A 25,739-nucleotide genomic window follows, 5' to 3' on the forward strand; every position below is an offset into this window, starting at 1 on the left:
TAGCTCTCCTCGTAGGCTTCGTATGTACCTCGTTTTTACCCATTCGTTCCTACATTCTGAGCCCCTTATACAATACGAGCATCCACCGAATCGGGAAATTCATATCGGATAATATCTGTTTCGGATACGATATGTCCGATCTGTGACTCAATGAATTCCAAATCTCCCTCTACGGCTCCTATAAAATGCTTGGTACCCGGTTCTACAACGATGACCATACCAGGGCTGACAGTCTGTGTCATCCCATCGATACAGACGCTTCCGGTTCCTGAAACGATGGTCCACACTTCTTTTCGGAACTGATGTTCATGATAACTGATAAATCTCCCGTTCGAAATGACAACACGTTTGGTGACCGTTTGTAACCCGCTGGCTGCTTGTTGATGGGATAAGACCGTTTGCTTCCCCCAAAAGCGCTCCTCAAAACGCGGTCCAATTTCGATTTCAGCTACCATATCCTTAATTCCTGTGGATGATTGTCGATCCGTAACCAACACACCATCTGGCCCAGCAACGACAATAATGTTGGGGACATTCCAGATGCTGACCGGAATCTCCAGTTCATTGATGATATGCGAGTCATGTGATGCTTCTGAAATATACCCGGGGCCATTCAGCTTTGAACTCACTTCCCGCACTAACGAATCCCATGTCCCCAAATCCCTCCACTCTCCATGATAGGGGAGCACGGAGAGTTTACGAGTGTGCTCCACTACCGCAATATCAAAGCTGGTCTTAGGCAAATCCGCATAATTTGTCGAAAGTGACTCGTAATCGGCGGGTAAACCCATTTGCGCCAGCACATCCAATAAAAAGCCAAGTCTAAAAGCAAACACTCCGCAATTCCATAAAGCTCCTTCACGGATTAATGCTTCAGATCGGATCAGCTCGGGCTTTTCTACAAATGAACTCACTCTATAGTATTCCTGGTCAAGCAAAGGTGCTGAAGGCACAATGTATCCATATTTGTCCGAGGGCTCCGTTGGGACAGCCCCCATCAATGCAATATGGCTTCCGGATTGCTCTAATATCGAAGGAAGCCTGCGCAGATGTTCGAAAAATTCATCCCCCGCATAGCCATCTACCGGCATGACCCCTACGATTTCGTCGCGTGATGCGCCCACAACATCATGCAAGTAAGCCGTAGCCAGGGAAATGGCCGGGAAGGTATCCCGCTGAGTCGGCTCTTCAATGACCACAGCGTCTCCGCCAATTTGCCCCTGAATCAGTTCGACCTGAGTTCCACTCGTAGAAAAATAAGCTTGATCTGCCAAATCCGCCTCATCTAACTGTCTCCATATCCGTTGCAGCATGCTTTCTGGTCGCTCGTCATGACGTAGGATGGAAAGAAACTGCTTAGGGCGGTTCACATTGGATAAGGGCCATAGACGTTTACCCGACCCTCCGGATAATAAAATCATTCGCAAAGATGCAACCTTCTTCCTTTAAGTTAATATTTTTCTTACATTATAAAGCTGTTTGCTTTTCGTGCTTTTGCCGAATACATAAGTATGTAACATCGTAGAACATACATCGTTATGCCATGTTATTTGTATCTTTGTCCGTACAGGAGATGTCAGTCATGTCTACAAAAATACTCATCATTGAAGGCCAAAAAAGTTTGGCTGATATGATAGCTCTTCATCTTCAAGAGGAAGGCTATCAGACCGAACTAATCTATGATTGTAAGCTCGCAATTCCTACATTAATGCACTTTAAACCGGATATTATTGTGACCGCTCTAATGTTTTCCGGTAAAGTCGAATGTGAGCTGATCAATCACATCCGTCAATTTACCACGGTTCCCGTGCTCGTCATCTCTAATAACACCCTGCTAAATACAAGAATAAAGGCACTAGACGACGGAGCAGATGACTTTTTATGCAAACCCTTCAGTCTGAGAGAGTTAAACGCCCGCATCAAAGCCTTGCTGCGCCGCAGTGGCAGCAATATGCTCACTGAATCACAAACGAGCACTCAAAGGCTTAAGAAGGTAAGAGTCTGGGTGAATGATTACCGCCATAGCCTGTTGGTCGATGACCAGGAAATCGAAGTTACTCACATTGAATTTTCCATTATAAAAGAGATGTCCAGCAACCCAGGGAAAGTTTTTACCCGCAGCGAGCTGATGGATCGAGTTAAAGGCGGAGACTGCGCTTATCTGGATCGTACCATCGACGTACATATCTCCAGCCTCCGCAAAAAGATTGAACGTGATCCTAAAAATCCTCAGCATATCCGTACCGTTTGGGGTAGAGGCTACAAATACGAGATGTAGCTGTATCGTAGCTGTCTGGCCTCTCTGGGCAGCTTACTTCTTTATGGAAGCTTCCGCCTTCTCCATCGCCCATAAGGAAGAAAACAAGCTGCTCCACCCAATATTCCTATGACAAACAGTACCCAGCCGAAACGGTAAGCAGAAGCTAAAATAATGATAACCTTACCGTTTCCGCTTCCATTCGTTATAAATCCGGTCGTTACTCCATTCACAGATAGACGCGCTCGTTGATTCTCGCTACCCAGCCTGAACTCCCAGAGTGGATTAGGTGATTCTGTCTCCCGGATGAGCACCTGCTGATGCATTGGATTATACAGCGTAAAGCTGCGTTCCATGGAATTTTCACGAGTAGCCTGAATGTTTTCCGCAGCATGTGGTGCCATAAAAAAGGTATCCATATCCGTTCCCTCAAACAGCGTAAATTGATCCACTGTAATCATCGCTTGATAAGGAATGATGGAATATTGCTTCATTTGAAACAAGCCTGACTGTTTCTTGTGCGCATGCGCCAATATCTGAAACTGCATCAAGGCAGTTCCTGCCGGAGCCTTCACTATTTGATCATAATGATTCCATTGCTCCTTATCTCTCTCCTCTACCTCATCAATATAAGAGGTTTGAAGAACTTGGGACATTTTATTTAAAAAAATGACCTTCATGTGCCGACTTCCAATTTCTTCTGATCGCGCATCCAACTGCACGGCATACTCTTGCAATGGCTCTGCCTTCATTTTTTTGGACGCATAAATATTCCAGTCACAGGAATAGCTAGGTGCGTAACGGATAGACAGTTCTTGATCCTTGACGGACAGATTCGTCTGGCCAGGTCGAATATCTGCTACACATCCAACATCCGTACTCAATGATTCCTTCGTGTCCTGCCCAGGCATCACGGTCACTTCCTGCCCGTTCATTCGATGAATATCTTCAAAACCACTCAATGACGGTACCTGACTGTCCAGGATAAGGGTTAAGCGATATTTTCCCTTGGTTAAGAACAGATTTCTAAATTCGATCCGGCCATAATCATTCAGCAGACCGGGAATTTGTATGATTTTCTTGGCAAAACCATCCTGATTAGGCACCGTTTCAATAACTTGCTTTTCGGATATTGAGGTAGCGGGTAACTGCTTATACGTCTCACCCGTACGAATCGTTCTGGTCAGTAGTTTTCCAGTTTCTTCATTCGTCCATTTCATTGTTAATGATCCCTTGTATCCGGCAGGCAGATTAGCCAAAATTGCTGTGCTATAGGTTCCTGTTTTGGCGACTTCCACTTCTCTGCTTAATGTCCCTTTTTGGTAGCTGATCCCCCGCCCCATACTAAGTCTTGGTAGCGCACGTTCTGTCTGCACGTTCCCTTGGGCGTTAAAATCGCTCTCTGCCTCCAAGGTGAAAAAGAGCTTGCCCCGCTTCAGTGCCTGTTCCACCGGAAATGATAATTGATCCAGCTGATCCACAGGGACAATCGCAAATTGATTAACCGCATTAAAGCCTTGCAGGTTATTCACTGTGACCGGAGAATCTCCTTTGGGAAAAACATGCTCTCCCAGATCGACCCATTGGAATTGATTTAATCCCTCATCATGGGTCTTGATGTTAACCGCTCCATCCGGCAGTGTGACTTGCAATTTCCCGCCTGCCTTATTCATGAACACTCTAGCATATACATGTGAGGTTTGAGACTGATCCAATTTTTTGTGCATCGTAAACGTGTTGGGCTTGCTATACTGCCCCAAATCACGCAGCTGGATATCATGAATCCACCAGTAATTTTTTTGCTGTGGACGCTGGAGGGTTAACAAATCCATCCGCATCCAATAGCTTCCAGGAGGTGAGACGTATTCCCCGTAAAATTTTACACTGTCAAAGTTATAGCCCTCTGAAGGTGCCACGACATAGCTAACCCCCAGCTCACGCATTTGCTTATCATAAAACCTCATTTTTACATGCATTTTGTTCGTCCCGCGACCAGAAACGGTGATGTGGAACTGATACGGGTTATTTTCCTTGGCTTCCAGTAATCCCGATCTGGCAACCTGCCATATATTACTCGGATCTCCTTTCATAATCTCGCCGTGCAGTGTAGGCACATCGTTGGATTCCTCACGAGGGTTAGCCTGCACACTGAACAACTGCGGATTATCCGGCTTGAAAAAGGTTTCAGTTCTCAGCATCGAGTCAAAATCCAGCACCGTTTTCCCTTCAATACTGCTCATCTGATAGGGCGCCACATCCAGCTTCCTACTGGCAAAAGTGACTGCAATCCCTGCATCCATCTCCATATCAAACGGGAAGTTTCTTATATTCTGAGAAGATAAATACCATAACCAATCGTTGGTTGAAGCAAAGGTTTTGGACCATTTCAGAAAAGCATTGCCATCCTCAATGGCATCAAAAGGACGCAAGTAATCCTCTGCTGGAAGCTGTGACAACAGCAAGTCATTAAAGGAGGCTGCTTCCACATAATCCCCTTTGTTGACCGTCTGAATGGTGTTTAACTCAGGCTTCAACGCGCTGAACAACACGCCAAAGCGGCTAAAATCAAAACCAGGCAAATGACTGTAGCTCTCCAATCGGCTAAATCCGTAAGGAGTCACAATTTTACTTGCAAGAATATTCATATAGGGCGGTGCCTGGTCAAGATTGAATATGGAAAATAAGTCGTTCTCGTACGTACGTTTCAGCCCGGTCTGACCTTCCAGCTGAGACAGGTGAAAATCCTGCCGCTGCTCCTGTCCCTCATATTCATCATGGTAGACCAACTGGTTAACCCCAAAGGTAGAGAATAGCCAGCCTAATCGTGAGCTTAATCCGTTGTCCATGACATACTGCAGAAAATTCATATAGTATGTAATACCGGGATCGTTGCCTTCATGATGAAAGATCGTATTTTTCGGAGAAGAGTACACCTGAAAATCTCCAGTCGCCTTCTCAGTGGCCGTTTTTCCTTTATTCCATTTGGGTGTCGCTACTCCGTTATAGCTTTGAATCATATTGTCAGCAATCGGAAAATACAGTGCCTTGCTGTCAAAACGATCCGGATCAGTCAGCTTTTCAGCCATTTGACTATAAGCCTCCGGCACTTGTACCGGCTTGTAGTAGCCCTCAATGAATTGGGTGCGCAAGGGAGCCAAATACACGCCCAGACACAAGACGACGATAACAACCGCCAGCTTTTTATACACACGCTGAAGTGGCGATGATCCAAACCATTCCATACATTGAATAACGCCAAAGGTCAGCAGCACGCCGAAATTAAGGGAAAGCAGCCCAATAAATTTGTTAGGATCACGGAAAACTGAGCCAATCACAGGGGTTTTCGTAACCAGAATAACAAACCACTTGGCAATGGACGGAAACGTCGTTCCTGTAGCCGCAACCATAAACAACAGCGTAAGGAGCGAGAAAATCAAAATAATCGGATTTTTATGTGAACGTGTCACCATCGCGTACCCGATCAATAGCAATAAGAATCCCCCACCTACATAAAACATTGCAGGCAGTGAGGAAAAAGAGAACATGGGCCACCAATAGCTCAGTAAATAACCCACATTATACAAACTGCTGTTACGGCTAAACAGAGACAACGTATCCACGACGTTGATATTATGCTGAGACGCTTGGGCGTCCATCAACATGCTGCCTACATACAAGGACAACCAATAAAAACTGAGCAGACCGAAAAACACACCAAAAATCATGCCTTTACGCAAAAAATTACCGTATAAGAGCTGTAAATAGGCGCGCCCAGCTTTACGATGGGTCCAGGTCAGTTTGAGCAGGAGCAACATGGTGAACAATCCCAAATAAATCATCCCGAAGAAAAAATAATGAATGGCCGCAGCACTAACGGTAAATACCGCAGCCAGCAGGAACAGGTCAATCCAGTTCCGCTGATACAATTTATGGGGATGATAGTTTTTAATTTGTTGAATTTGAAACTTGGGGTCCACCGCACTGAAAAAAAATCGCAGCATTAACGGAAACAAACTATAGCCACAAAGCAAATAAATATGCTGGATGCGAAAAATAACCCACGGATTCAGTGCATAAAACAACGAACCCACCATAATGGCAAAAATACGGGTTTTCGTAAAGCTTGGTGAATAATACACGCTGACCAGTCGCTTGGCAAAGGCATACATCGAAAATGCCGAAACAAATAACAAGCCTGTGATAAACGACTTGAGCAAGACCGGGCCGCTCTCATCAAATAATAGTGAAAGTCCATAGAAGGGCAAGATGTACAGAATCCGTGGGGCATTGAACAGGGTCGAGGTAGACCATCGTTCGTTCCATACCCCGGTTATTTCCTCCAGATAGCGATGAGAGGTGGATCCAAAGGCAATGTCGCTGAACACGATTTGTCCGGGTCCATAGATGGGGGCAAGATATGCAACAATCGCAACCAGCATCAATAGGATTGCCGCCATATCGTAGCGGTAGCGAAATATCCATTTTTTCATGCTTGTCCCCCTCTCTTGAGCTTCTTGTCTATCTGTTGGTTATCTTGTGGGTCTATCTTCTCAAATGAACGATGGCCTGCAAGCCCTGATCGGTATTACGCAGCTTTAAGCGACCACCTATAGTCTTCAGATATGCGTCCATGTGATATAGGCTGAACGTATGCTCCTGTGAGTTTTGAGAATAGTCCGGCTGGAAATAGCTCCAACGCATCTTATCATCAATCCCGCCGCCTGTGTCTTCAATGATAACCATAATTTCAGCTTCTTCCAGTCGTGAGCTAATCTTAAGCATATGCGATTGCCGCTTGGACCGCAGCCCTGTCCGACCCCGGACCTGATCCTCCGATTGCTCTCCGTCTTGGTTCATGGCCTGCACAGCATTTTCCAGCAGCCCCTGAATCGTCTTGTACAGCATGGGCGCTTGTGCTGCAATCGATGGAACTGGCTCTTGCCGCAAGGTCACTTGAATGTGCTTCATATTCAGCGAACGGTTCGCCCATTTCAGCGATTCGGACAATACCTCATTCATATCCGTGAAGCTGATTCCGCTATTATCATGCATTTTCTCTTCCAAATCATCACGCAAGCTACGTACGCCAGTCAGCAACTCTCCTAGTGACGATTCCTGTCTGAGACGACCCTTGATGAAATTTTCATTCAGCTCGCGGAAATACTCCAATTCCTCATGGGATGCTCCTTTTCCCTGACTGGAAGCCACTTCAAAGCGGTTGGCCAGATCTTGATAAAATCCCAACAGCTTTAAATCATCGCCACCGGTGAGTCGGCTAGTCTGTTCTTGCAGCTCTCGTAGCTGTTGCTCAATCGTCTGCATTAAAGGCAAATAATATGTGTCCTGTTGCTGCCGCATATCTTCATCCCGCCGCTGGTCACGCACTTGATTGTTCACAATGGCATCTTTCACAATCCGTTTGCGGAACTGGATGAGCATGACCCACAGAATCATAAGTATTAAAGCCATCACCATCCACAACTGCTTGCGAAAGGAGCTAATTCGCTGGGCAGTGTCCTGACTGACATCCTTAACCGATATGTAAAGGGCCTCATCTCCAATGCGGCTGAATCCTATTCCGTATTTCTCTCCACGATCTTCAACGATGCCTGTATTGCCCTCCAGCAGCCTCCGGGTTACACCTGTGATGTCCGTCCGGTTGATATCGGGAGTATTGCGGGAAGCTACAATTTTGAATTGATCGTTATAAAATAAAATCTCGTGCGGATTCACCGGCTTACTTTTAATAATTCCGCTGAGCATTTCAGCGTCAACCGTGCGCACCATAAAACCGCCCGTTTGCGCTCCTTGAATCCTGCACGCTATGTACTGGGCTGGCTGATGGTCCTTAGTCACAAAAGAGCTTACTGCACAACCATTTTGCAGCCATTTAATCTGTTGGACTGCACTCCTCATCTCACGATTGTCACGTCCGACCAGCACATGATACTGTTCATCCAGTACATAAAAAGACCCGCTCTCACGCTTAAATCCCTCAGCATATTGACGTGTTCTCTGATTCAGCATCTCTCTGCCCAGATTGGACGACAGCTCCTTCAGTTCAGCCTGCCATGCGGCATAACGCTCTGTTATGCTGCCAGACAGTTCCTGGACCTCATACTGGAGCTGCTCGTTCCGAATTTCCGCCAAGTGACCGCTGAATTGCCGCATGACAAACCATTGTAGCACTGCGGCCAAGAACACGGTCACACATAAAACGATCAGGTACAGGATCAGCTTTTGCCAACTTGGTTTCAGCAATGCCCATTGCTTCATGCCCTGTCCCCTCCATTTTGTTCAAGACGACTCAAGATCGCTTGCATCAGGCATTCCAGTTCGTAGCTGACCAGCGGTAGACGCGCGCACAGCAACCGGGGGGTGCGGCGCTGAAGGGCGGCAAACCTCGTAGCGGTCTCCGTTGCCCCGTCCGTCAGCAGGATCAACTCGCATGTTTTAGCGATGTATAAGCGATCCAACTCTTCCTCGCCATATGCTCGCAGATCAACAACGTAAATATCATGTCGGTCGTCCATATGCTGGAGTGCGCGGGAGACAGCCAGAGTCACCCCTGTATGCCGCGCAGCATGATACTGGTGAAAAAGACGCATCCCTTTTTCCCAAAGCGCATGCTCAGCCGAATCAAATCGTTCACAAAAAAGACGCAACGCCCGTTCTGTATTGACATCTTTTAAAAATGCCAAAACGCTGATATTATACATGTAGTTCCTCATTTCTTACTTCCTGATTGGAGTTGCGCAGTTCTTATGACACCCCAAAACATTCTATTTGTTGACGACAGTCCTATGGTGCTGTCCCTGCTTGAACGGACATTGACGCAAGAAAGCTTCACCTTACATACCGCTCACACGCCTAAAGAAGCCCTGCAAGTGCTGGAACAGCACCCGATTGATGTGGTCGTTTCTGATCTGCTTATGCCTGGTTTGGACGGAATTACGTTCCTTCGTATGATTAAGAAGGATTATCCGCATATCGTACGCATCATTTTATCTGGTCACCTGCATACGCAGTCCATTTTATCGGCCATTAATCAAGTCGGCGTATTCCGTTTTTTGACGAAACCGCTGGAACTGGATGATGACACGCTAAAAAAGATACTGTATGAGGCGCTTGATCAGGCTAAGCTCAATCGAAACAGCCTGCATGCAGATCAGAACGTAGCCTCTGACCTATCGGTATTTATAGACAGCATTTTGAATGCTCCGTACCGACCGTATGTACTGCTGAATGATCAAGATATCGTAACTGCCGTACACATTGCACTTGATGAGCTGTATCCTGTCGGCTGCTCACTACGTCATCCTGACGGTAGAGGTATTCAGTTAACCCCGCATTCATTGTATATACCGTATGCAGAGTCGGAATCTTCCGATCCCGACCTGTACTCGCTGGATACGCTGACTCTTGGGCATTCATCCTTACGCCTTATCCGCCTTAGCGAGATCGCCTGAGTGACGGGTGCCGCCTTTTAACACGGCGGCTACCCCAATCACAGTCAGGCAGATATACATCCACAGCATCCCCGCCGTCAGTAACGGATGGCGGATATAATTTTTCACATTCCCCCATGTATACAACACCGGACGGAAGAAGTACCAACGTTCCAGCGCCTTCCGCAATCCGCCCTCTTCAGATGACATCGTACGATCCATCACCGAAAAGTAGTAGGCTTTTTTACGTAATACATCCTGCAGATATACCTGTTTTTCATCATGATATACCCGTGTAAATACCGCCCGGCGAATGACTCCGCCAGATTCGATATAGCGCAAGGTTGGCTGTATTTCTTCAAAGGCAATCTGCTCCGCATTGAAGCCGCCTGTGGATTCGTAAGCGCTCATTCGCCAGAAGCGTGCTGCTTCAATCGAACGTTTTCCCAAGGTCTCTCCCGCGTTATTAATGACATTCCGCTCGAAAACCTTCACTTTGGAAAAAAAATTATTTGCTTCCGAATATGCCTCCTCCGGTACAACCAAGGCGCCGATATCCTGATGATCGTCAAAAAAGTCGATGCTCTGCTGGATCAGATGCTCGGCTAAAATCATATCGGAATCCAATACCAATATGTATTCAGCCCCCAAGCGTTTTGCTTCCTCAACGGCCTTGACCCTCGCAACTCCCCGCTCTCCATGAGGAAGCTCTAATACCGTTACGGGCACCGAATTTCCTGCTGACAGCATACGAATCGTCTCAACCGTCCGGTCATTGGAGCCATCATCAGCAATTACAATATGCAGATCCTTGTAATTTTGCCCCATACAGCTTCGCAAACATGGCTCTATCGTACATTCATTGTTGTACGTGGAGAAGAGAATGACCACTTTGTCCACTCTGTTCCGCCTCCTCTATCCAATCCTTCATCAACTGCTCAAACGCAGCAGCCGTATGGTCAAAATGGAATCTTAACGCATATTGATATGCTCGCTCACGGATGGCCATATAATCTTCGCCACCCTTTGCCGCTCTTTCCATTTGTTCAGATAATCCCCGAATATCCCCGTGAAAGCATAAATAGCCGCTTTTCCCGAAATCCGTCGCATCCACCAAACCGGGGGAGTTGCTGACAATGCTGGGTGTTCCAACAGCTGCCGCTTCGGTAATCGTCAAGCCCCAGCCTTCACGCAGGGAAGGAAATACGAGCGCATGGGCACGACTCATCAGTTCCAGCTTATGCTCTGCTGAAACAAATCCGTAAAAGGTAATATCAGCTTGCGAATGCCCCTGTTCATCCGGTTCTCCATATGTCAATCCATACCGCTCTATAATCGGCAATAATTGCTCTGCCACATAGGTTTTATCGGTTTTTCCGGCAATCCATAACATAGCCTGGGGGAACTTTTCCTTGAGCTGCCCAAAGGCTTCAACGACTAGATCAATGCCTTTATATTTAACGAACCGTCCTGCATACATAAAGGTCGGATTAGACTCCTTCGTTAAAAATTGTTCACGTGGCCAATGATCAAACTCAATGCCTTCTGGTAAAAGGTGAACACGATCTGGATGAAAGCCCAGCTTAAGCAGATCATACCGGGTAGACGGGGATACGGTGAGCGTCCGATCCTTCCGAGCCAGCTTAAGCATCAGGGGCTCCATATGAAATCCAATCATATTTAGCGGAAAACGAGCATTTTCATACCATATTTCCCTTGTTAGCTGATGTATGAAAAAAATCCGTTTGGATGCCTCCACCCAAAATCGGGTAAAAAACTGATGCGTATTCGCCTGATTGATCACGTAGTCAATCTGCTTTCGATGACGACGGTAGTAGCGCATCGCATAATAAATAACACTGTATATGTTTCCTTTGCGAATATACGTAATACCGTCAATCACTTCATGCTCGGGCATCCCCTCAAAATGGGGCGAGAAATGAATGAACTGAAAACGATCTTGCTGTGTGCGTTTTAGCATTTCATGGGTAAAAACTTCTGCTCCTCCGCTTTTCGGAGAACAAATGTCTCGCCAGGAAAGCAATAGAACGACGGTTTTACCGTTTGGTTCAAGTATGGTATTCATGGGGTGACTCCCCCCTTATCTTTATTTTGAATAAATATATATAGGCATCTATCACAAAATAGAGAGACATTGCCCCGTAAACAATGAACTCTGACAGCAAAAAATCAACTGGGTCTGTGTGAGCCATATGAAAGGCTGCTACTAAAACAGCTACTCCTGCTACCAGACTAAATATAAATTTGCGTCTGCCCACCAATACGTGCACATGCACAAAAAACATCACGATGGAAAATAACCAGTACACCCAGCCTCCCCATGGAATATAGACCTCAGCTGACTGGTAAGAAGCTCCGAATAATATGGGAATAGACGATGGGAAAATATAGGTCGTGCCCACATATACACACACCGCAGCTACAGCCATTAACCCAGCATAGATGGCAATTAACTTGCCCAAAGCCTGGCGGTCATGCCCCTGCGCACCGATCTTGGGAATAAAGGCCGCGATCAGGCTATAGGAAACGTAATAGACCAATTGGCTGTACTTCAGTGCAATGGCATAGCTGCTGGCTTGCTCGGGAAAATAATGCTGTACATACAACATGTCGATGGAGATACAAAATAGAATGAATAAATTCGTCATAAGGCTATCGGTAAAATCCTGACCGAGTGACTTCCATAGCCCAGCAGGGATACGTTCTCCACTGTGTGTAGTTATGGATAAGCCACGAGCCGAAATGATCCAGCCGTGAAGCAGCGACAGCAGCATTCCTCCGCAACTTGCCAACAGTAGAGCTTCCAGCTTAAAACCTAGTGCGGCCAGAACAAAAAACAGGCTCAGTTTCCCTATGACCTCAATGTAATAATTCACATTGAGCGCTAGCATGCGTTCCCTACCCTGTAAATCTCCGCGGCATGAACTCACGAGAATATGCAGTCCGATCAAGCCATACAGCATGAACAGCGGGCTGGATTCGACGCCCAATAGCGAGCGCAGCAACGGATGAAGGAAGAGTAAAAGGATCATGGCAAGCACAGTTAGCACCAAAGGTGCTTTTAGTAATAGAGAACCGAGCGGTAAGCTGCGTAGTGGAAGGTTCTTGTCACCCTTGGATACCAGTTTGGCGGTTAATAGCTGGATGGATAAGCCCAAAACGGACAACAGTGCAAAAAGGGCCAACAGCGCGTTCGCCTGACCATAGGCCTGTCCGGTCAGATACCAGCTCGCTGCAATGTGGAAAAAAAAATTAAATCCGTTAAGCAGCACATTAAAGAGGGGAAACATCAACGAACGCAATCGGTTGTTCACGTGGTTATCTCACCCGCCGATCCAGTCGCCAAATTTCAATGATCGAGCGTAAAAAACGAATGGAATCCTTCCAGACATGAATGTGCGAGCCATCTCGGTCAATGCATTTGACGGGTAATTGCAGCACACGGAGTTGGAGTCGCTTGGCAATAAACATCATCTCCAGATCTAACGCCAGTCCGAGTTGTTCCTTCAAATGTGGAAACATCCGCTTCACAGCAACCGAACTCATCACTTTAAGCCCCGTCTGGGAATCCACCACACCTGTTGGTAGAAAGGGACGGGAAACGACTCGTTTGCCAAAGCTGACGATAGATCGCAATAAAGAACGATTCTCGGCGGTCATATCTTTGGTTCCAATCACAACGTCATAGTAGCCCTGCTGAACAACATTAATCATTCTGGCAATATCCTCTATGAAAAAGGAATCGTCCGCATCCACAAATACGTAGTAATCCGCGCCGATGGTCCGCATCCCTTCCAGATACGTCCCTGCCTTGCGTGTATTGCGTCCCAATTCCCTTGTTTGAAGCAGCGGACTCAAATTCTGGTTAATCCGGTTTACAGACAAATCCGTTGCGGCCCCCAGCGCTTTAATCAAGGCATTCGTGCCATCGTGGCTACCATCATCAATGAGATAAATTGAACCCTCTATAATATGGCTGCGGATAAAGGCTTGCAGTCGCTCAGCAAAGGTTTTGACATGAACAAAACGCTTCTCTTCGTTATATACAGACAAGATGAATGCAACATGCTGGCTTCTGGTCGAATACTCGGGATAGAGCAAGCTTTGTATTTCAGAAAGGATTTCTTCGGTATCATTGGCTTGCCAAAATAGCAGACGCAATCGGCCCACTCCGATAATTTGCACCATATGCTGATCACTGAACGGATCGGTTACATCCGTGACCAATAGCAATGGCATTTGCGGAAATTCGCTACGGATTTGATTGGCTTTCCACACAGCTTGCCCCGGCTCCCTATAATCAATCAAGCAGCAACATGCATCCTCGTAGACTGAAGCGGTCTCCGTGTCCTCGCACTGTATATATTGGTAAAAACAAATCACATTGGGATAATCAATAGCCCTGTTATTATCACTAAAAATGGCTATAGGTCCCTGCACACAAACCTCTCCTTTTCCTCCGAATAGTTCTATTTTGTTGAAAAAGATTTAAAAATGTTTGCTTAGAAAGATTAAATTAATGTCCAAATACTTCATATTTTTTTAACAAAATAGCTAACATCCCTTGATATATAAGCATATAAGAGAAGAAAGACTAATTTTCATATTTGATAAAAACAGAGCATTAAGACCTGATTCATTAGGACTAAAAACATACAGATTACAAGGTGAATTTAAATTCAAAATTGGTGCTATGGGATCAATAAAAAGATACAAATATGGTCATTTTGTCATAGACATAATAGATGAATAAAACCAATTGGCACGTCCATACTATGGATAACATGTCATTTTTCACATGAATAATTATCAAAATATGAGAAAGAAGGTCCTTCTATGGAAGCATTTTATGTCAATCGTGATGGGTCATTATCTACTCCCTTGCGAGGGAAGGATGTGCTGGCAAACCCTCTTTTGAACAAAGGTGTGGCATTTACAGAAGAAGAACGCAAAGAACTGGGCTTGGAAGGAATTCTTCCTCCCACTGTCCTTTCATTGGAGAAACAGAGTGTTCGGGCATATCAGCAATTTCTGGCACAACCCACCATGCTGCGTAAAAATGCCTCGCTTAACGACCTTCACAATCGGAATGTCGTACTCTATTATCGACTGCTGACCGACCATTTGAGTGAGATGCTGCCCGTAGTCTACACACCAACTGTAGGAACTGCCATTCAAGAATATAGCCATGAGTACAACCGTCCGGGGGGCGTATATTTATCGATAGATCATCCGAATGGTATCGGACAGGCGCTCTCTAATTCCGGCTTGAGTAGTGAGGATGTTGACCTGATCGTCGTGACGGATTCGGAAAGTATTTTGGGAATTGGTGACTGGGGTGTCGGAGGAATTAACATTGCTATTGGCAAACTCGCTGTATATACAGCTGCGGCAGGCATTCACCCCGGGCGGGTACTGCCCATTGTACTGGATGTCGGCACGAATAATGAAAAGCTGCTAAATGATCCGCTGTATATCGGAAACCGCCACAAACGAGTGCGCGGAGAAGCCTATAATCAATTTATTGATACCTTTATCAGCAAAGCATTAACACAATTCCCGAAGGCGCTTTTGCATTGGGAGGATGTAGGCAGCGTGAATGCACGCCATATTATAGGGAAATACGGTCAAAATATTCTCACCTTTAATGATGACATCCAGGGCACGGGAGCAGTAACCCTGGCTGCGATTATTTCAGCGGTAGGTGTCACCAAAACCCCGCTGCGTGAACAAAAAATACTTGTCTTTGGCCCGGGGGCAGCTGGAATCGGTAACGCCGACCAAATACGGAGCGCTATGATCAAGGAAGGGCTTTCTGAGGAAGATTCATTTAAGTCGTTTTGGGCCTATGATTATCGTGGACTGTTAACGGACGATATGAACGATATACTGGATTATCAGAAACCCTATGTGCGCAAAAAGGAAGAAGTCAGCTCGTGGTCCCGATCGGAAGACGGCAAAATACCGTTGCTGGAGGTCATCCGTCAGGTTAACCCCACCATCTTGATTGGAACTTCCGGTGTAGCTGGTGCCTTTTCTGAAGAGATTATCAAGGAAATGGCAAAGCATGTAGAACGACCGATCATTATGCCCATGTCTAATCCTACCAACCTTGCTGAAGCGGTACCTGAGGATTTGATACGGTGGACTGATGGCAAAGCCTTGATTGCTACTGGAAGTCCCTTTGAGCCTGTCACCTATAACGGTACGAAATTTGAAATTGGTCAGGCGAACAATGCCTTTGTTTTCCCAGGACTGGGTCTGGGCGCGATTGTAGTCAGAGCTAAAAGAATCACCCCTTCCATGTTTACCGCAGCAGCTGATGCCGTTGCCAACGCCGTAGATTCGAATGAAATGGGTGGTGCGCTGCTGCCCCATATCCGAAAATTGCGTGATGTTTCGTACGCAGTTGCGGTTGCGGTAGCGAAGGCCGCAATTCAGGATCAGGTAGCTCAGGCACACATTTCAGATATTGAACAAGCCATTCGGAGTGCGATGTGGAAACCGGAATATGTAAAGGTCAAAGCCGTGGAAAATGTAATCCATCACCCTCACTAATTTCACCAGGAATCCAGAGCGGTTTGACATAACATAGGAACGATTGTACAGTATTAGTCAAAAGAATAGGAAAGTCCACTAGGGGAGCCATTATGGCTGAGACAAGAATGAATCTTGGACCCTTTGAACCTGATCTAGTTCGTACTAGCGTAGGAAAGTGGAGCCTTCGTATATAAGGTTTCAGGCGTTTTTGCGCATTGAACCTATGTTGAAGCCGCTCCAGTTTTCGGGGCGGCTTTTTGGCGTTGTTCCGGGAATTGTATCTTACGGGACTTCTTGTTCTCCATTTTTGTTGGAGGTGGGGAAAATGAGTTTTTCGCAAGAGCTCCGTCGGCAGGCGGATGGCATTTTTCAAGCCATTTATGAGCATCCCTTTGTGAGAGGTATTGCTGAGGGAAGTTTAACAAGAGAACAGCTGATTCACTATGTAAAACAAGATTTTGAATATTTGAACGCCTATATGCGGATTTACGGCATCGCGATCTCCAAAAGCACGAGCCGGGAGGATATGGCTGTATTTAACGAACAGATCTCTTTTATTCTTAACAGCGAGGTTCATCCGCATCAAAATTTTTGTACTGTCGCAGGTGTCACCTACGAAGAGATGCAGGGATATCCACTCGCTCCGTCCGCTCATCATTATATCCGCCACATGCTGACCGTCGCGCATGAGGGTAGCCTTGGGGAAATCATGGCCGTGCTGCTGCCTTGTCCATGGACATACCTTGAGATTGGACGCAGGCTAATGGATGAGGTCAGGCCGGATGAGTCTCATCCGTTCTATGAATGGATTTCCTTTTATGGAAACCAGATTGAAGATGTAACTTCCAAGTATCGAGAGCGCGTGGATGCTTGGGCCGAAGTCGCCTCGACTGCCGAGCGAGAGCGAATGATTGAGCATTTTATGCTAAGCTGTCAGCTGGAATATATGTTCTGGGACATGGCTTATACACAGGAACAATGGCCCGTCCAGATGCACGCTATGGTCTTGGAATAATCAGCATAGATGAGAGAGGAGAAACATGATGAGTATGTGGGAACAGAGTTATTCGGAGCTCCTGACAAAGGTACAAAACAGCAAGCCTCTTGTTCATAATATAACCAATGTGGTGGTCACCAACTTTACAGCCAATGGTCTATACGCCCTGGGGGCTTCCCCGGTGATGGCTTATGCACCTGAGGAAGTAGCGGATATGGCAAAAATAGCGGGCGCCCTCATACTAAATATCGGTACGCTGAACCGCGAGCTGGTGGATGCCATGATTATTGCCGGACAATCGGCAAATGCTCATGGTATTCCGGTCCTGCTAGATCCAGTCGGTGCAGGAGCAACCAGTTTTAGAACCAAGTCAGCACTGCGCATCCTAAAGGAGGTTAACATCTCCCTAGTGCGAGGCAATGCTGCCGAAGTCGCCCATCTTATCGGGGAAGCCCGAGAGATTAAAGGGGTGGATGCAGGCGACAGTGCTGACAGCGGTAATGTCGATCTGGCAGTTCGGGCTGCGCAGACACTTCATACCATGGTTGCCATCACTGGAAAAGAAGACGTTATCACCGATGGAGTCGAAGTACGCTTGATTAGCGGCGGAGACGCGCTGCTTACGAAGGTAACCGGCACAGGCTGCCTACTGACCTCTGTATTAGGTGCGTTTGCAGCTGTTGAGCCCAATCTACTACTCGCAGGTACAGCGGGCTTGGCATTTTACAGTGCAGCTGCTTCCCGAGCCGCAGCGCATACTGCAAAACTGGGGCCAGGCAGCTTCCAGATTGCCTTTCTCGACGAGCTTGCCAAACTACATACTGGTTCATTGCAGAGTCATGTCACGATCCGTGAAGCCGGCACAACCACAACAGGTGGTACGCGATGAGAAACGTGCACATACCGAGAGCGCTGACAATTGCCGGTTCGGATAGCGGCGGCGGGGCCGGAATTCAAGCTGATCTTAAAACCTTTCAGGAGCTTGGCGTATACGGCATGTCAGCTATTACGGCCATAACGGTACAAAATACCTTGGGAGTTCACGGTGTATATCCGTTGCCACAGGAAGCAACAGCGCAGCAGATCGAAGCTGTAGGATCAGATCTTGGGGTCGATGCCTTGAAGACTGGCATGCTGTTTGATGCGGGCATCATCCGCCTTGTAGCCGAGCAGATTCGAAAATTCAGCTGGGAAAAGGTTGTCGTCGATCCTGTAATGATTGCCAAGGGGGGCGCAAAGCTGCTGCAACCGGAGGCGGTGCAGGCTTTGAACGACGACCTGCTCCCCTTGGCTCTGGTCGTCACACCAAATATCCCGGAAGCAGAGGCCTTAACCGGGATAAGCATTCGTACGATGGATGATCGCCGCGAAGCTGCGAGACATATAAGCAGCCTGGGCCCCAAGTTCGTTGTGATCAAGGGCGGCCACGATGAGGAGAGCGAAAACAGCGACCAGGTCATCGATCTGCTCTTTGACGGAACAGCCTTTACAGAGCTGGGCGGCAAACGGGTGCGGACGGTTCATACACACGGAACAGGATGTACGTTCTCAGCAGCGATTACTGCTGAATTAGGGAAAGGGGTGTCTGTACCCGAAGCTATTTTGAATGGAAGAGCCTTCATTCAGGCGGCGATTGAGGATACGTTGTATCTGGGACAGGGACACGGTCCAACTAATCATTGGGCCTACCGTCGTCGTCAGGAGATACTTCAATGAGCAGCCGAATATTACCTGAGATCATGCGTCGGCATCTACAGATGTATCTGGTTGTTGGAAGCGTAAACTGCCTTGCGGAACCAAGTCGGGTCGTGCAGGAGGCTCTGGCTGGCGGCACAACGATGATCCAGTTCCGGGAAAAGGGCAGCGGCGCATTAACAGGGGTTCCTATGTTTGAACTTGCGCGCCAGCTACAAAATCTATGTTACCACGCTGGTATCCCCTTTATCGTCAATGACGATGTGGAGCTGGCTCTTGAGCTCGGCGCCGACGGTGTTCACATCGGTCAGGACGATGAATCGGCTGATTCTGTGCGCGCGCGAATCGGAAACCGAATTCTTGGCGTCTCCGCCCATACCATTGAGGAAGCACGTAGAGCCATCCTGCAAGGTGCAGACTATCTCGGCGTCGGACCCATCTATCCCACCATCTCGAAGGATGATGCTCATGCCGTGCAGGGTCCGGCCATTTTGCATGAGATCCGTAAGGCGGGAATTGTTGTACCGATCGTTGGGATCGGGGGCATTACAGTAGAGCGTGTGGAGGAAGTGGTAGGTGCAGGTGCCGATGGTATAGCGGTGATTTCGGCCGTGACGCAGGCAGAACAGGTTCGAGCTGCGGCGGAGGAATTAAAACAAAAGGTGTTGCTAAGCATTGAGCATTCAGGGATGTCTCAAAAGCTATAAAATGCTAGGGCCCTTCCTTCACCCTATTATGTCACTTTTATTGCTCAAGCAAGAGCCTCATTTTCACTAATAAAGTAGAAATGAGGCTCAGTGTTGTCGTAAAATTAATCTTTTACAGCTTGATTTCTTGTATTCTTTTTCTCAGCAATAAGTAGTCCTAGAAAAGTATAGACCCTGTACAATATTCCTATAAGCAGAACAGTACCAACGATTGAAACAAGAATAAGTAGAATATTCGCCACAAATAAAATAATCGCCATAGTCAAAAATATCACATCCCCCAAAGATACTGATTTTTAAGCGTTTCTATCCTTAGTGCACTCGTGCTCGTTGAATATCTGATTAACTATAAATATATGTCAATCGTCTTTTCTAATATTCGTATAGCATTCGAAAGCAATTAGAAAATGATATTTAATTATATTGATTTTTGGTTCCCCATTCACATAACCCTTCCAAAACAGGCAATAGTGTTTCCGCTTTTTCTGTGAGACTGTACTCGACTTTAGGCGGAACTTGGGGATACTCTTTCCGGTTCACCAGACCATCCGCTTCCAATTCTTTTAGCTGTGAACTCAATGTTTTATAAGTAATAGCTCCGATTTGTCTTTTCAGATCATTAAAACGTACCACTTGGTTTTCGGCCAGAAGATAAATAATAACCATTTTCCATTTCCCCCCAATGACTGACACTGTATAACCAAAAGGTGTATCCTCAATATTTTTAACTTTACCTTTATATTCAGCCATACTCATATTTACACTATCCTTTCGGGTAGTACCTATCAAATTAGTGCGTACTACGTTTTTATTTGCGTTCAGTTTATACTAACCGTAATTTGAAGTAAAGGAGAGAAAACATGACTAAAACAATACGCCTGTTAATGCCGCAATGGCAAGGAGGGAACAATCCTAACTACTCTTTTGGAGCCGAACTGCTGGCTTGGCTAGCTCCGGAAAATAATCAACCCCTTATTCATGTTCCGGTTCAAGCGTATGATGGAACTCCACTTGGCAACGAGAACGGTATAAATGGGAGAAGACAGCTACTTGAACAATTAGAGGCTGCTCAACATATCATTGACGCTCATAAGCCAGATCGCATTGTAATGTTTGGTGGTGACTGCTTGGTGGAACAAGCCCCATTCGCCTATTTAAACGAACGATACGGTGGAGAATTAGGGTTAATTTGGATTGATGCTCATAGTGATTTAGTTAGATACGTGGGCTATGATAATGGACATACATTACCGCTCGGAAATCTGTTGGGAGAAGGAGATGAGGAGTTCGCAAAACATGTAAAAATTCCTATTAAGCCTGAAAATGTCTTTATCGCTGGATTAGCAGCTCCTACAGAAGAAGAGACAAAAGGATTTTCAGAAACATTTCGAAAACTAGGTGTTACTACTATAGAAACAGATGCTGAAGTTATTCAAAGATTAGGGATTCGAACTGCTGGAACCAAAGAGTTAACGAACAGTACTGTATCTATAAAAGAATGGATTAAAGAAAGCGGCATTAAGTACCTGGCTATTCACCTTGATTTGGACGTACTTGACCCAAAGGCTTTCCGTTCTTTATTATTTGCCAATCCTGAAGCCCCCTATAACCTTTCTCCTGCGGGAACAATGCAAATGCCTCAACTACTTCATCTGATTAAAGAACTGTCTGAAGAAACCGATGTAGTTGGATTAGGTATAACAGAACATATGCCATGGGATGCTATTAATTTAAAGAATCTGCTTGGAGAAATACCTATTTTAAATCATTAATTCTACTTACGATCTATACATGTTTTTTGACGTTAATTTTCGTAATGGAATTACGAGAGGGCTTTTGAATTAGAGTATGTGCAAAGAAGGACTCCTCTGTAATTTATGTTATTATGGAGTCCTTTTTTATTTTCTTATTTTCATTTATTAATTTTAGTACTGGATTAAGGAACTCTTCAAAAAAGAAGTGGACGGGCAAAGCAAAGAACTTTAGATAAAATAACACCTCAATTATGTGTCTTGAATAGCACAGCACCGAATAAAATGGAACAGTCAGGAGATCAAGTAGTCGCTCGCTCTACTAATTTGAATTCCAAAGGATGTAATTCTTCATGAAGCCCCTCTAGGGCATTTCGAATCATGATGAATGCATTTTCCGCTTGCTTATCAATCGGGTAATGGATGGTAGTTAAATCAAGCAAATGCGAAATTTCGGTGTTATCAAAGCCCACCACTGCAACCTCACTCGGTACAGAAACACCGAGCCTACGTGCTTCCGTCAAAAGTCCTGCAGCCAAATAATCGGTAGAACAAGCGAAAGCATCAGGCTTGTTAGGCTGTTCACCCCACCAGTGAGCAATTTGTTCACCCGCTTCGATTGAATTTAAACCATAAAAATGAGTGAAAGCATCGGCGTCCAAATCATATTTTTGGCAAAAATCATGATAAGCCCGTATGCGTTCTTTCGTATTCAGTCCCCTCATATTCCCATATACATTCACAATGCTGCGATAGCCTCTGGCATACAGATGCTCCAGCGCAAGCATATACCCCTGATACTGGTCCATAAATACAGATGGAATCGTCTCGATCTTCACACGCTGCCACGTCACAATTGGACCATATTTGGTGTAATGTTCAATCACACTCCACTCATTGACGCGAATCATACAGACCAAGGCGTCCAGTTGCTTTCTCCGCAACATTTCCAATGCTTCAAGCTCCCGTTCCTTTTCCCCATTCGTAATAAACAACGTTATATTAAAACCATGCTCCTGAGCATAGGTTGTAAATCCACGCACAAATAACCCCAAAGAATCATTAAAAGAAATCGAAATAATTCCTATGAGCTTGGTCATGCCCTTTTTTAATGAAACCGCATTCAAATTAGGGACATAATCCAGCTGGTCTATGACCTCCTGCACACGCTGCCTTGTCGGTTCACTTACGTATGGATGGTTATTAATGACACGGGACACCGTTGCCGAGGATACGCCCGCCAGCTTTGCAATTTCATGAATATTCGCCACATTTCTCACCTCGTTCTTTCTATTTTAGCATGTTCGGGTTAAGTATGTTCATGGTCTCGTCCTATAGTTGTCACCTTCCCTAAATAAGTTTTTTAAAAGCGCTTGACCTGTAATGCATTACAGGGATTACAGTGAAATTGTGCTTAAGAAAACGGTTTAAAAAACATACTTAGGAGGCACTAACTATGAAAAAAGGCATAAAAATTGCAACCATTGGTGGAGGCTCCAGCTATACACCTGAATTAGTAGAAGGCTTCATCAAACGCTATGCAGAGCTTCCCATTCGAGAATTATGGCTGGTAGATATTGAGGCAGGACGTGAAAAGCTGGAGATCGTGGGAGCCATGGCTCAACGGATGGTGAAGGCCGCTGGCATTGATTGTGAGGTACATTTGACGCTGGATCGCCGGGAAGCGTTGAAGGATGCCGATTTTGTCACGACTCAATTTCGGGTAGGCTTGCTAGAAGCCCGGATTAAAGATGAAAGCATCCCTTTAAAACACGGCATGATCGGTCAGGAAACCAATGGGGCCGGGGGCATGTTTAAAGCTTTTCGCACCATCCCCGTTATCCTCAGCATCGTTGAAGATATGAAAGAACTGTGTCCCAATGCATGGTTGATTAATTTCACCAACCCTGCGGGTATGGTTACTGAAGCGGTGCTTCGTTATGGTCAGTGGGATAAAGTTATCGGATTATGTAATGTTCCCATCGGCGCGATCAAGAGTGCATCAGCGGTGCTGGACAAACCGGAAGAAGAACTGTTCTTTAAGTTTGCAGGGATTAACCACCTGCATTGGCACAAAGTTTATGACAAAACCGGAGAAGAATTAACAGAGCAAGTCATCGAAGGACTGTACTCGCCTGGCGCAAAACCAGAGAAAGTCGTTGAAAATATTAAAAACATGCGCTTCCTGTATGATCAGGTTCGTCACTTGAAAATGCTGCCTTGTCCTTACCATCGGTATTACTACATGACCGATAACATGCTTAAGGAAGAATTAGAGGAGGCCAAAAACGAAGGAACTCGGGGACAAGTGGTCAAACGTCTGGAAGAAAGTCTGTTTGAACTGTACAAAGATCCGAATTTGGATTACAAGCCAGAGGAATTATCCAAACGTGGTGGTGCGCATTACAGCGATGCTGCCTGTGAGATCATCAATTCCATTTATAACAACAAAGGCACGTTGATGGTGGTCAGTACGCGCAATAATGGTGCAATTGATGACGTCCCTTATGATAGCGCCATCGAAGTAACCAGTGTCATTCGCGCACATGGTGCGGAGCCTGTAAACTTCGGCAAATTCCCGCCAGCACAGCGGGGTCTGCTGCAAGTCATGAAGGCGATGGAAGAGCTAACCATTGAGGCAGCGGTCACCGGTGACTATGCAACAGCACTGCAAGCCTTCACCCTGAATCCGCTCGTTCCAAGCGGGGATATTGCCCAAACTGTGCTGGATGAAATGCTGGAAGCACACAAAGAGCATTTGCCGCAATTTTTTGCTCATAAGGAAAAGGTGACAGTATAAAACCAGCCTTAATGTGGCTGGTAGAGATACAAAAAAGCTTCCTACATGTAGGAAGCTTTTGCTATACGTCCCAGGAGGGATACTCTCCCTACGGTCGAGACTGCGAAGTTTATGCTAACGATGCTTAGCTCCGACGTCCCCCCAAGGGGTTCTCATCCCACTGGAACACAAAAAATCTTCCTAATATTGAATTAGGAAGATTTTGCTATACGTCCCAGGAGGGATTCGAACCCCCGACCGACGGCTTAGAAGGCCGTTGCTCTATCCAGCTGAGCTACTGGGACAAAATGACAATCAATAAAACCTTATGTATTCAGTGCATTAATGATTATATCACATTTTGAGCAACTGTCAAAAGCATTTTTTCATTATATCGGAAAGCAGGCTGCAAAAGGAATCATTTGGACGCTAACGGGGTATTATGTACAAAGAGCTTGGTTAAAAAGGAGGGATTGATCGTGAGAGGTCTTTTGTCGTCACTTTGTTATTTCAGCATTTTTTTTGCACCTTTTCTGGTGCCGCTTATTGTGTGGATTGCAGTCCGGGATGATTATGTTCAGGGACATGCTAAGAAAGCCATCTTATCGCATATTTTCCCCATTATCGCGGCGATTCCACTAGTGTATTTTATTATAACGGCCAATCATGCAGGTTCGGTTATTGGGTTTGTACTGCTGTTCGTAGTGGTCTATCTCGGAGTTTTTGTCTATAACATTTACAAAGGGATCATGACGCTGCGTGAAGCAGCCTAAAAAAAGAAGCCTCCCGCATTCCGCAAAGTTACGGAAAAGGGGGCTTCTTCAGGATCATTTGTGAATGAGCAATTGTCGATTTTATGACTGTTTATTTATTACCAAAGCGTCTAGGACTTCTCCGCACCTCGTGTCTTACATTTTTCTCCATCACTTCTTCTGCAAACTCATTGTTATGAATATAACTGCTGCCTTTGTTTTTCTTATACTTCGCTTTGCCGTCTATGATTTCCCCCTCCTTTCACGCTGATCCAGCGATGGCGCTGGTGTCCAAATCAACAACAGCCGAGGTATAGCACACCATATTCTCATGCCCCAAACTCCTTGGCAAACTCTGTACTAAGCTCTCCATAGGAGAGCAATTCCCGTTTGAACTTATCCCGTTCCTCACCAGCGGTAATGTGCGTAGAGTCCGTAAAAGCCTTGTCTGTCACTTCCTCAAAGGCCGAGTGCAGATTATTGTCGTACCAATCCAGCTCCAGGTCGGCATCATTGCGGATGATCCGTACCATGTCATAGTCAGGCTGACCATCCTTCTGATTCGTGGCTGTGATATAAACCAGCAGCTCCGGGTCATCTGCGGCACCAGGACGTACTTCTACTTCAGCGCAGCGCACTCCGTCAAGTTCAGTGAAACGGCGGATTTTGGCATCCTTGATGTAGTACATTATCTCCCTCCTTCCTTGCAAGTAGACGGGTTGCCCCATCTGTAGTTTTCGGAACGGACAGACATTTTATGCTTCTTTTCGGCATATATACTGATGAACTGGG

21 protein-coding genes, 1 tRNA gene and 1 riboswitch are annotated in these 25,739 nt (G+C 46.0%); of the genes, 10 read left to right on the top strand and 12 right to left on the bottom strand.

The window, feature by feature from the left end; translation table 11 throughout:
• Window positions 1-65 precede the first annotated feature (65 nt).
• Window positions 66-1,421, bottom strand: a complete 1,356-nt coding sequence (locus tag ACQQ6X_RS19245; protein WP_305166832.1) for a sugar phosphate nucleotidyltransferase — start codon at window positions 1,419-1,421, stop codon at window positions 66-68.
• A 161-nt stretch (window positions 1,422-1,582) separates the two neighbouring features.
• On the opposite strand from ACQQ6X_RS19245, the gene ACQQ6X_RS19250 reads away from it, so the two are divergent.
• Window positions 1,583-2,278 carry a response regulator transcription factor gene (locus tag ACQQ6X_RS19250; protein WP_305166621.1) on the top strand — a complete coding sequence of 232 codons (696 nt, stop codon included), beginning with the start codon at window positions 1,583-1,585 and terminating at the stop codon, window positions 2,276-2,278.
• Between the two features lie 41 nt (window positions 2,279-2,319).
• On the opposite strand, the gene ACQQ6X_RS19255 is transcribed toward ACQQ6X_RS19250, so the two are convergent.
• Genes ACQQ6X_RS19255 through ACQQ6X_RS19265 form a run of 3 tightly spaced genes read right to left on the bottom strand, consistent with a single transcriptional unit; the run spans window position 2,320 to window position 8,976 of the window.
• On the bottom strand, window positions 2,320-6,747 hold the full coding sequence (locus ACQQ6X_RS19255) for a hypothetical protein (RefSeq protein ID WP_305166622.1): 4,428 nt from the start codon (window positions 6,745-6,747) through the stop codon (window positions 2,320-2,322).
• 52 nt (window positions 6,748-6,799) lie between these two features.
• A complete protein-coding gene (locus ACQQ6X_RS19260) occupies window positions 6,800-8,533 on the bottom strand; it encodes an ATP-binding protein (protein ID WP_305166623.1) in 1,734 nt (577 codons plus the stop codon).
• Window positions 8,530-8,976: a hypothetical protein gene (locus tag ACQQ6X_RS19265; RefSeq protein WP_305166624.1), complete on the bottom strand. Its 447-nt coding sequence runs from the start codon at window positions 8,974-8,976 to the stop codon at window positions 8,530-8,532. Before ACQQ6X_RS19265 ends, ACQQ6X_RS19260 begins: the two co-directional genes overlap by 4 nt.
• Window positions 8,977-9,021: 45 nt before the next feature.
• Here ACQQ6X_RS19265 and ACQQ6X_RS19270 point away from each other — a divergent pair, with 45 nt between their 5' ends.
• Window positions 9,022-9,726 (top strand): response regulator, encoded by a 705-nt coding sequence (locus ACQQ6X_RS19270; RefSeq protein WP_305166625.1) that lies wholly within the window; start codon window positions 9,022-9,024, stop codon window positions 9,724-9,726.
• On the opposite strand, the gene ACQQ6X_RS19275 is transcribed toward ACQQ6X_RS19270, so the two are convergent.
• Genes ACQQ6X_RS19275 through ACQQ6X_RS19290 form a run of 4 tightly spaced genes read right to left on the bottom strand, consistent with a single transcriptional unit; the run spans window position 9,694 to window position 14,166 of the window.
• Window positions 9,694-10,605 (bottom strand): glycosyltransferase family A protein, encoded by a 912-nt coding sequence (locus ACQQ6X_RS19275; protein ID WP_305166626.1) that lies wholly within the window; start codon window positions 10,603-10,605, stop codon window positions 9,694-9,696. The genes ACQQ6X_RS19270 and ACQQ6X_RS19275 overlap by 33 nt on opposite strands.
• Window positions 10,565-11,791 (bottom strand): glycosyltransferase family 4 protein, encoded by a 1,227-nt coding sequence (locus ACQQ6X_RS19280; protein WP_305166627.1) that lies wholly within the window; start codon window positions 11,789-11,791, stop codon window positions 10,565-10,567. The genes ACQQ6X_RS19275 and ACQQ6X_RS19280 overlap by 41 nt, the downstream gene beginning before the upstream one ends.
• Window positions 11,775-13,040 (bottom strand): transporter, encoded by a 1,266-nt coding sequence (locus ACQQ6X_RS19285; protein WP_305166628.1) that lies wholly within the window; start codon window positions 13,038-13,040, stop codon window positions 11,775-11,777. The genes ACQQ6X_RS19280 and ACQQ6X_RS19285 overlap by 17 nt, the downstream gene beginning before the upstream one ends.
• A 4-nt stretch (window positions 13,041-13,044) precedes the next feature.
• The gene (locus tag ACQQ6X_RS19290) at window positions 13,045-14,166 is read right to left on the bottom strand and encodes a glycosyltransferase (RefSeq protein WP_305166629.1); all 1,122 of its coding nucleotides are present in this window, start codon (window positions 14,164-14,166) and stop codon (window positions 13,045-13,047) included.
• A gap of 396 nt (window positions 14,167-14,562) precedes the next feature.
• Between ACQQ6X_RS19290 and ACQQ6X_RS19295 the strand changes: the two genes are divergently transcribed.
• The 5 genes from ACQQ6X_RS19295 (at window position 14,563) to thiE (ending at window position 19,665) form a co-directional block, all read left to right on the top strand.
• On the top strand, window positions 14,563-16,284 hold the full coding sequence (locus ACQQ6X_RS19295; RefSeq protein WP_305166630.1) for an NAD-dependent malic enzyme: 1,722 nt from the start codon (window positions 14,563-14,565) through the stop codon (window positions 16,282-16,284).
• A 70-nt stretch (window positions 16,285-16,354) separates the two neighbouring features.
• Window positions 16,355-16,457: riboswitch (TPP riboswitch) on the top strand.
• Window positions 16,458-16,591: 134 nt separating this feature from the next.
• Window positions 16,592-17,281 carry a thiaminase II gene (tenA, locus tag ACQQ6X_RS19300; RefSeq protein WP_305166631.1) on the top strand — a complete coding sequence of 230 codons (690 nt, stop codon included), beginning with the start codon at window positions 16,592-16,594 and terminating at the stop codon, window positions 17,279-17,281.
• 25 nt (window positions 17,282-17,306) lie between these two features.
• On the top strand, window positions 17,307-18,152 hold the full coding sequence (gene thiM / locus ACQQ6X_RS19305; protein WP_305166632.1) for a hydroxyethylthiazole kinase: 846 nt from the start codon (window positions 17,307-17,309) through the stop codon (window positions 18,150-18,152).
• Window positions 18,149-18,979, top strand: coding sequence for a bifunctional hydroxymethylpyrimidine kinase/phosphomethylpyrimidine kinase (gene thiD / locus ACQQ6X_RS19310; protein WP_305166633.1), 831 nt, complete (start codon window positions 18,149-18,151; stop codon window positions 18,977-18,979). Before thiM ends, thiD begins: the two co-directional genes overlap by 4 nt.
• The gene (gene thiE / locus ACQQ6X_RS19315) at window positions 18,976-19,665 is read left to right on the top strand and encodes a thiamine phosphate synthase (RefSeq protein WP_305166634.1); all 690 of its coding nucleotides are present in this window, start codon (window positions 18,976-18,978) and stop codon (window positions 19,663-19,665) included. Before thiD ends, thiE begins: the two co-directional genes overlap by 4 nt.
• Before the next feature lie 414 nt (window positions 19,666-20,079).
• On the opposite strand, the gene ACQQ6X_RS19320 is transcribed toward thiE, so the two are convergent.
• A complete protein-coding gene (locus ACQQ6X_RS19320; RefSeq protein ID WP_063212180.1) occupies window positions 20,080-20,421 on the bottom strand; it encodes a winged helix-turn-helix transcriptional regulator in 342 nt (113 codons plus the stop codon).
• 104 nt (window positions 20,422-20,525) lie between these two features.
• Between ACQQ6X_RS19320 and ACQQ6X_RS19325 the strand changes: the two genes are divergently transcribed.
• Complete coding sequence (locus tag ACQQ6X_RS19325; protein ID WP_305166635.1) at window positions 20,526-21,437, top strand: arginase family protein; 912 nt, start codon at window positions 20,526-20,528, stop codon at window positions 21,435-21,437.
• Window positions 21,438-21,718: 281 nt separating this feature from the next.
• Here ACQQ6X_RS19325 and ACQQ6X_RS19330 read toward each other — a convergent pair whose 3' ends face one another.
• Complete coding sequence (locus ACQQ6X_RS19330; protein ID WP_149034091.1) at window positions 21,719-22,687, bottom strand: LacI family DNA-binding transcriptional regulator; 969 nt, start codon at window positions 22,685-22,687, stop codon at window positions 21,719-21,721.
• A 185-nt stretch (window positions 22,688-22,872) separates the two neighbouring features.
• On the opposite strand from ACQQ6X_RS19330, the gene ACQQ6X_RS19335 reads away from it, so the two are divergent.
• A complete protein-coding gene (locus tag ACQQ6X_RS19335) occupies window positions 22,873-24,216 on the top strand; it encodes a 6-phospho-beta-glucosidase (protein WP_305166636.1) in 1,344 nt (447 codons plus the stop codon).
• A gap of 210 nt (window positions 24,217-24,426) precedes the next feature.
• On the opposite strand, the gene ACQQ6X_RS19340 is transcribed toward ACQQ6X_RS19335, so the two are convergent.
• Window positions 24,427-24,500 (bottom strand) — tRNA-Arg (locus ACQQ6X_RS19340).
• 174 nt (window positions 24,501-24,674) lie between these two features.
• Between ACQQ6X_RS19340 and ACQQ6X_RS19345 the strand changes: the two genes are divergently transcribed.
• The gene (locus ACQQ6X_RS19345) at window positions 24,675-24,968 is read left to right on the top strand and encodes a DUF4870 domain-containing protein (protein WP_149034093.1); all 294 of its coding nucleotides are present in this window, start codon (window positions 24,675-24,677) and stop codon (window positions 24,966-24,968) included.
• Window positions 24,969-25,276: 308 nt separating this feature from the next.
• On the opposite strand, the gene ACQQ6X_RS19350 is transcribed toward ACQQ6X_RS19345, so the two are convergent.
• Complete coding sequence (locus ACQQ6X_RS19350; RefSeq protein WP_305166638.1) at window positions 25,277-25,636, bottom strand: hypothetical protein; 360 nt, start codon at window positions 25,634-25,636, stop codon at window positions 25,277-25,279.
• Window positions 25,637-25,739 lie beyond the last annotated feature (103 nt).

This window comes from Paenibacillus ottowii, assembly GCF_050516475.1.
Lineage (GTDB): Bacteria > Bacillota > Bacilli > Paenibacillales > Paenibacillaceae > Paenibacillus > Paenibacillus ottowii.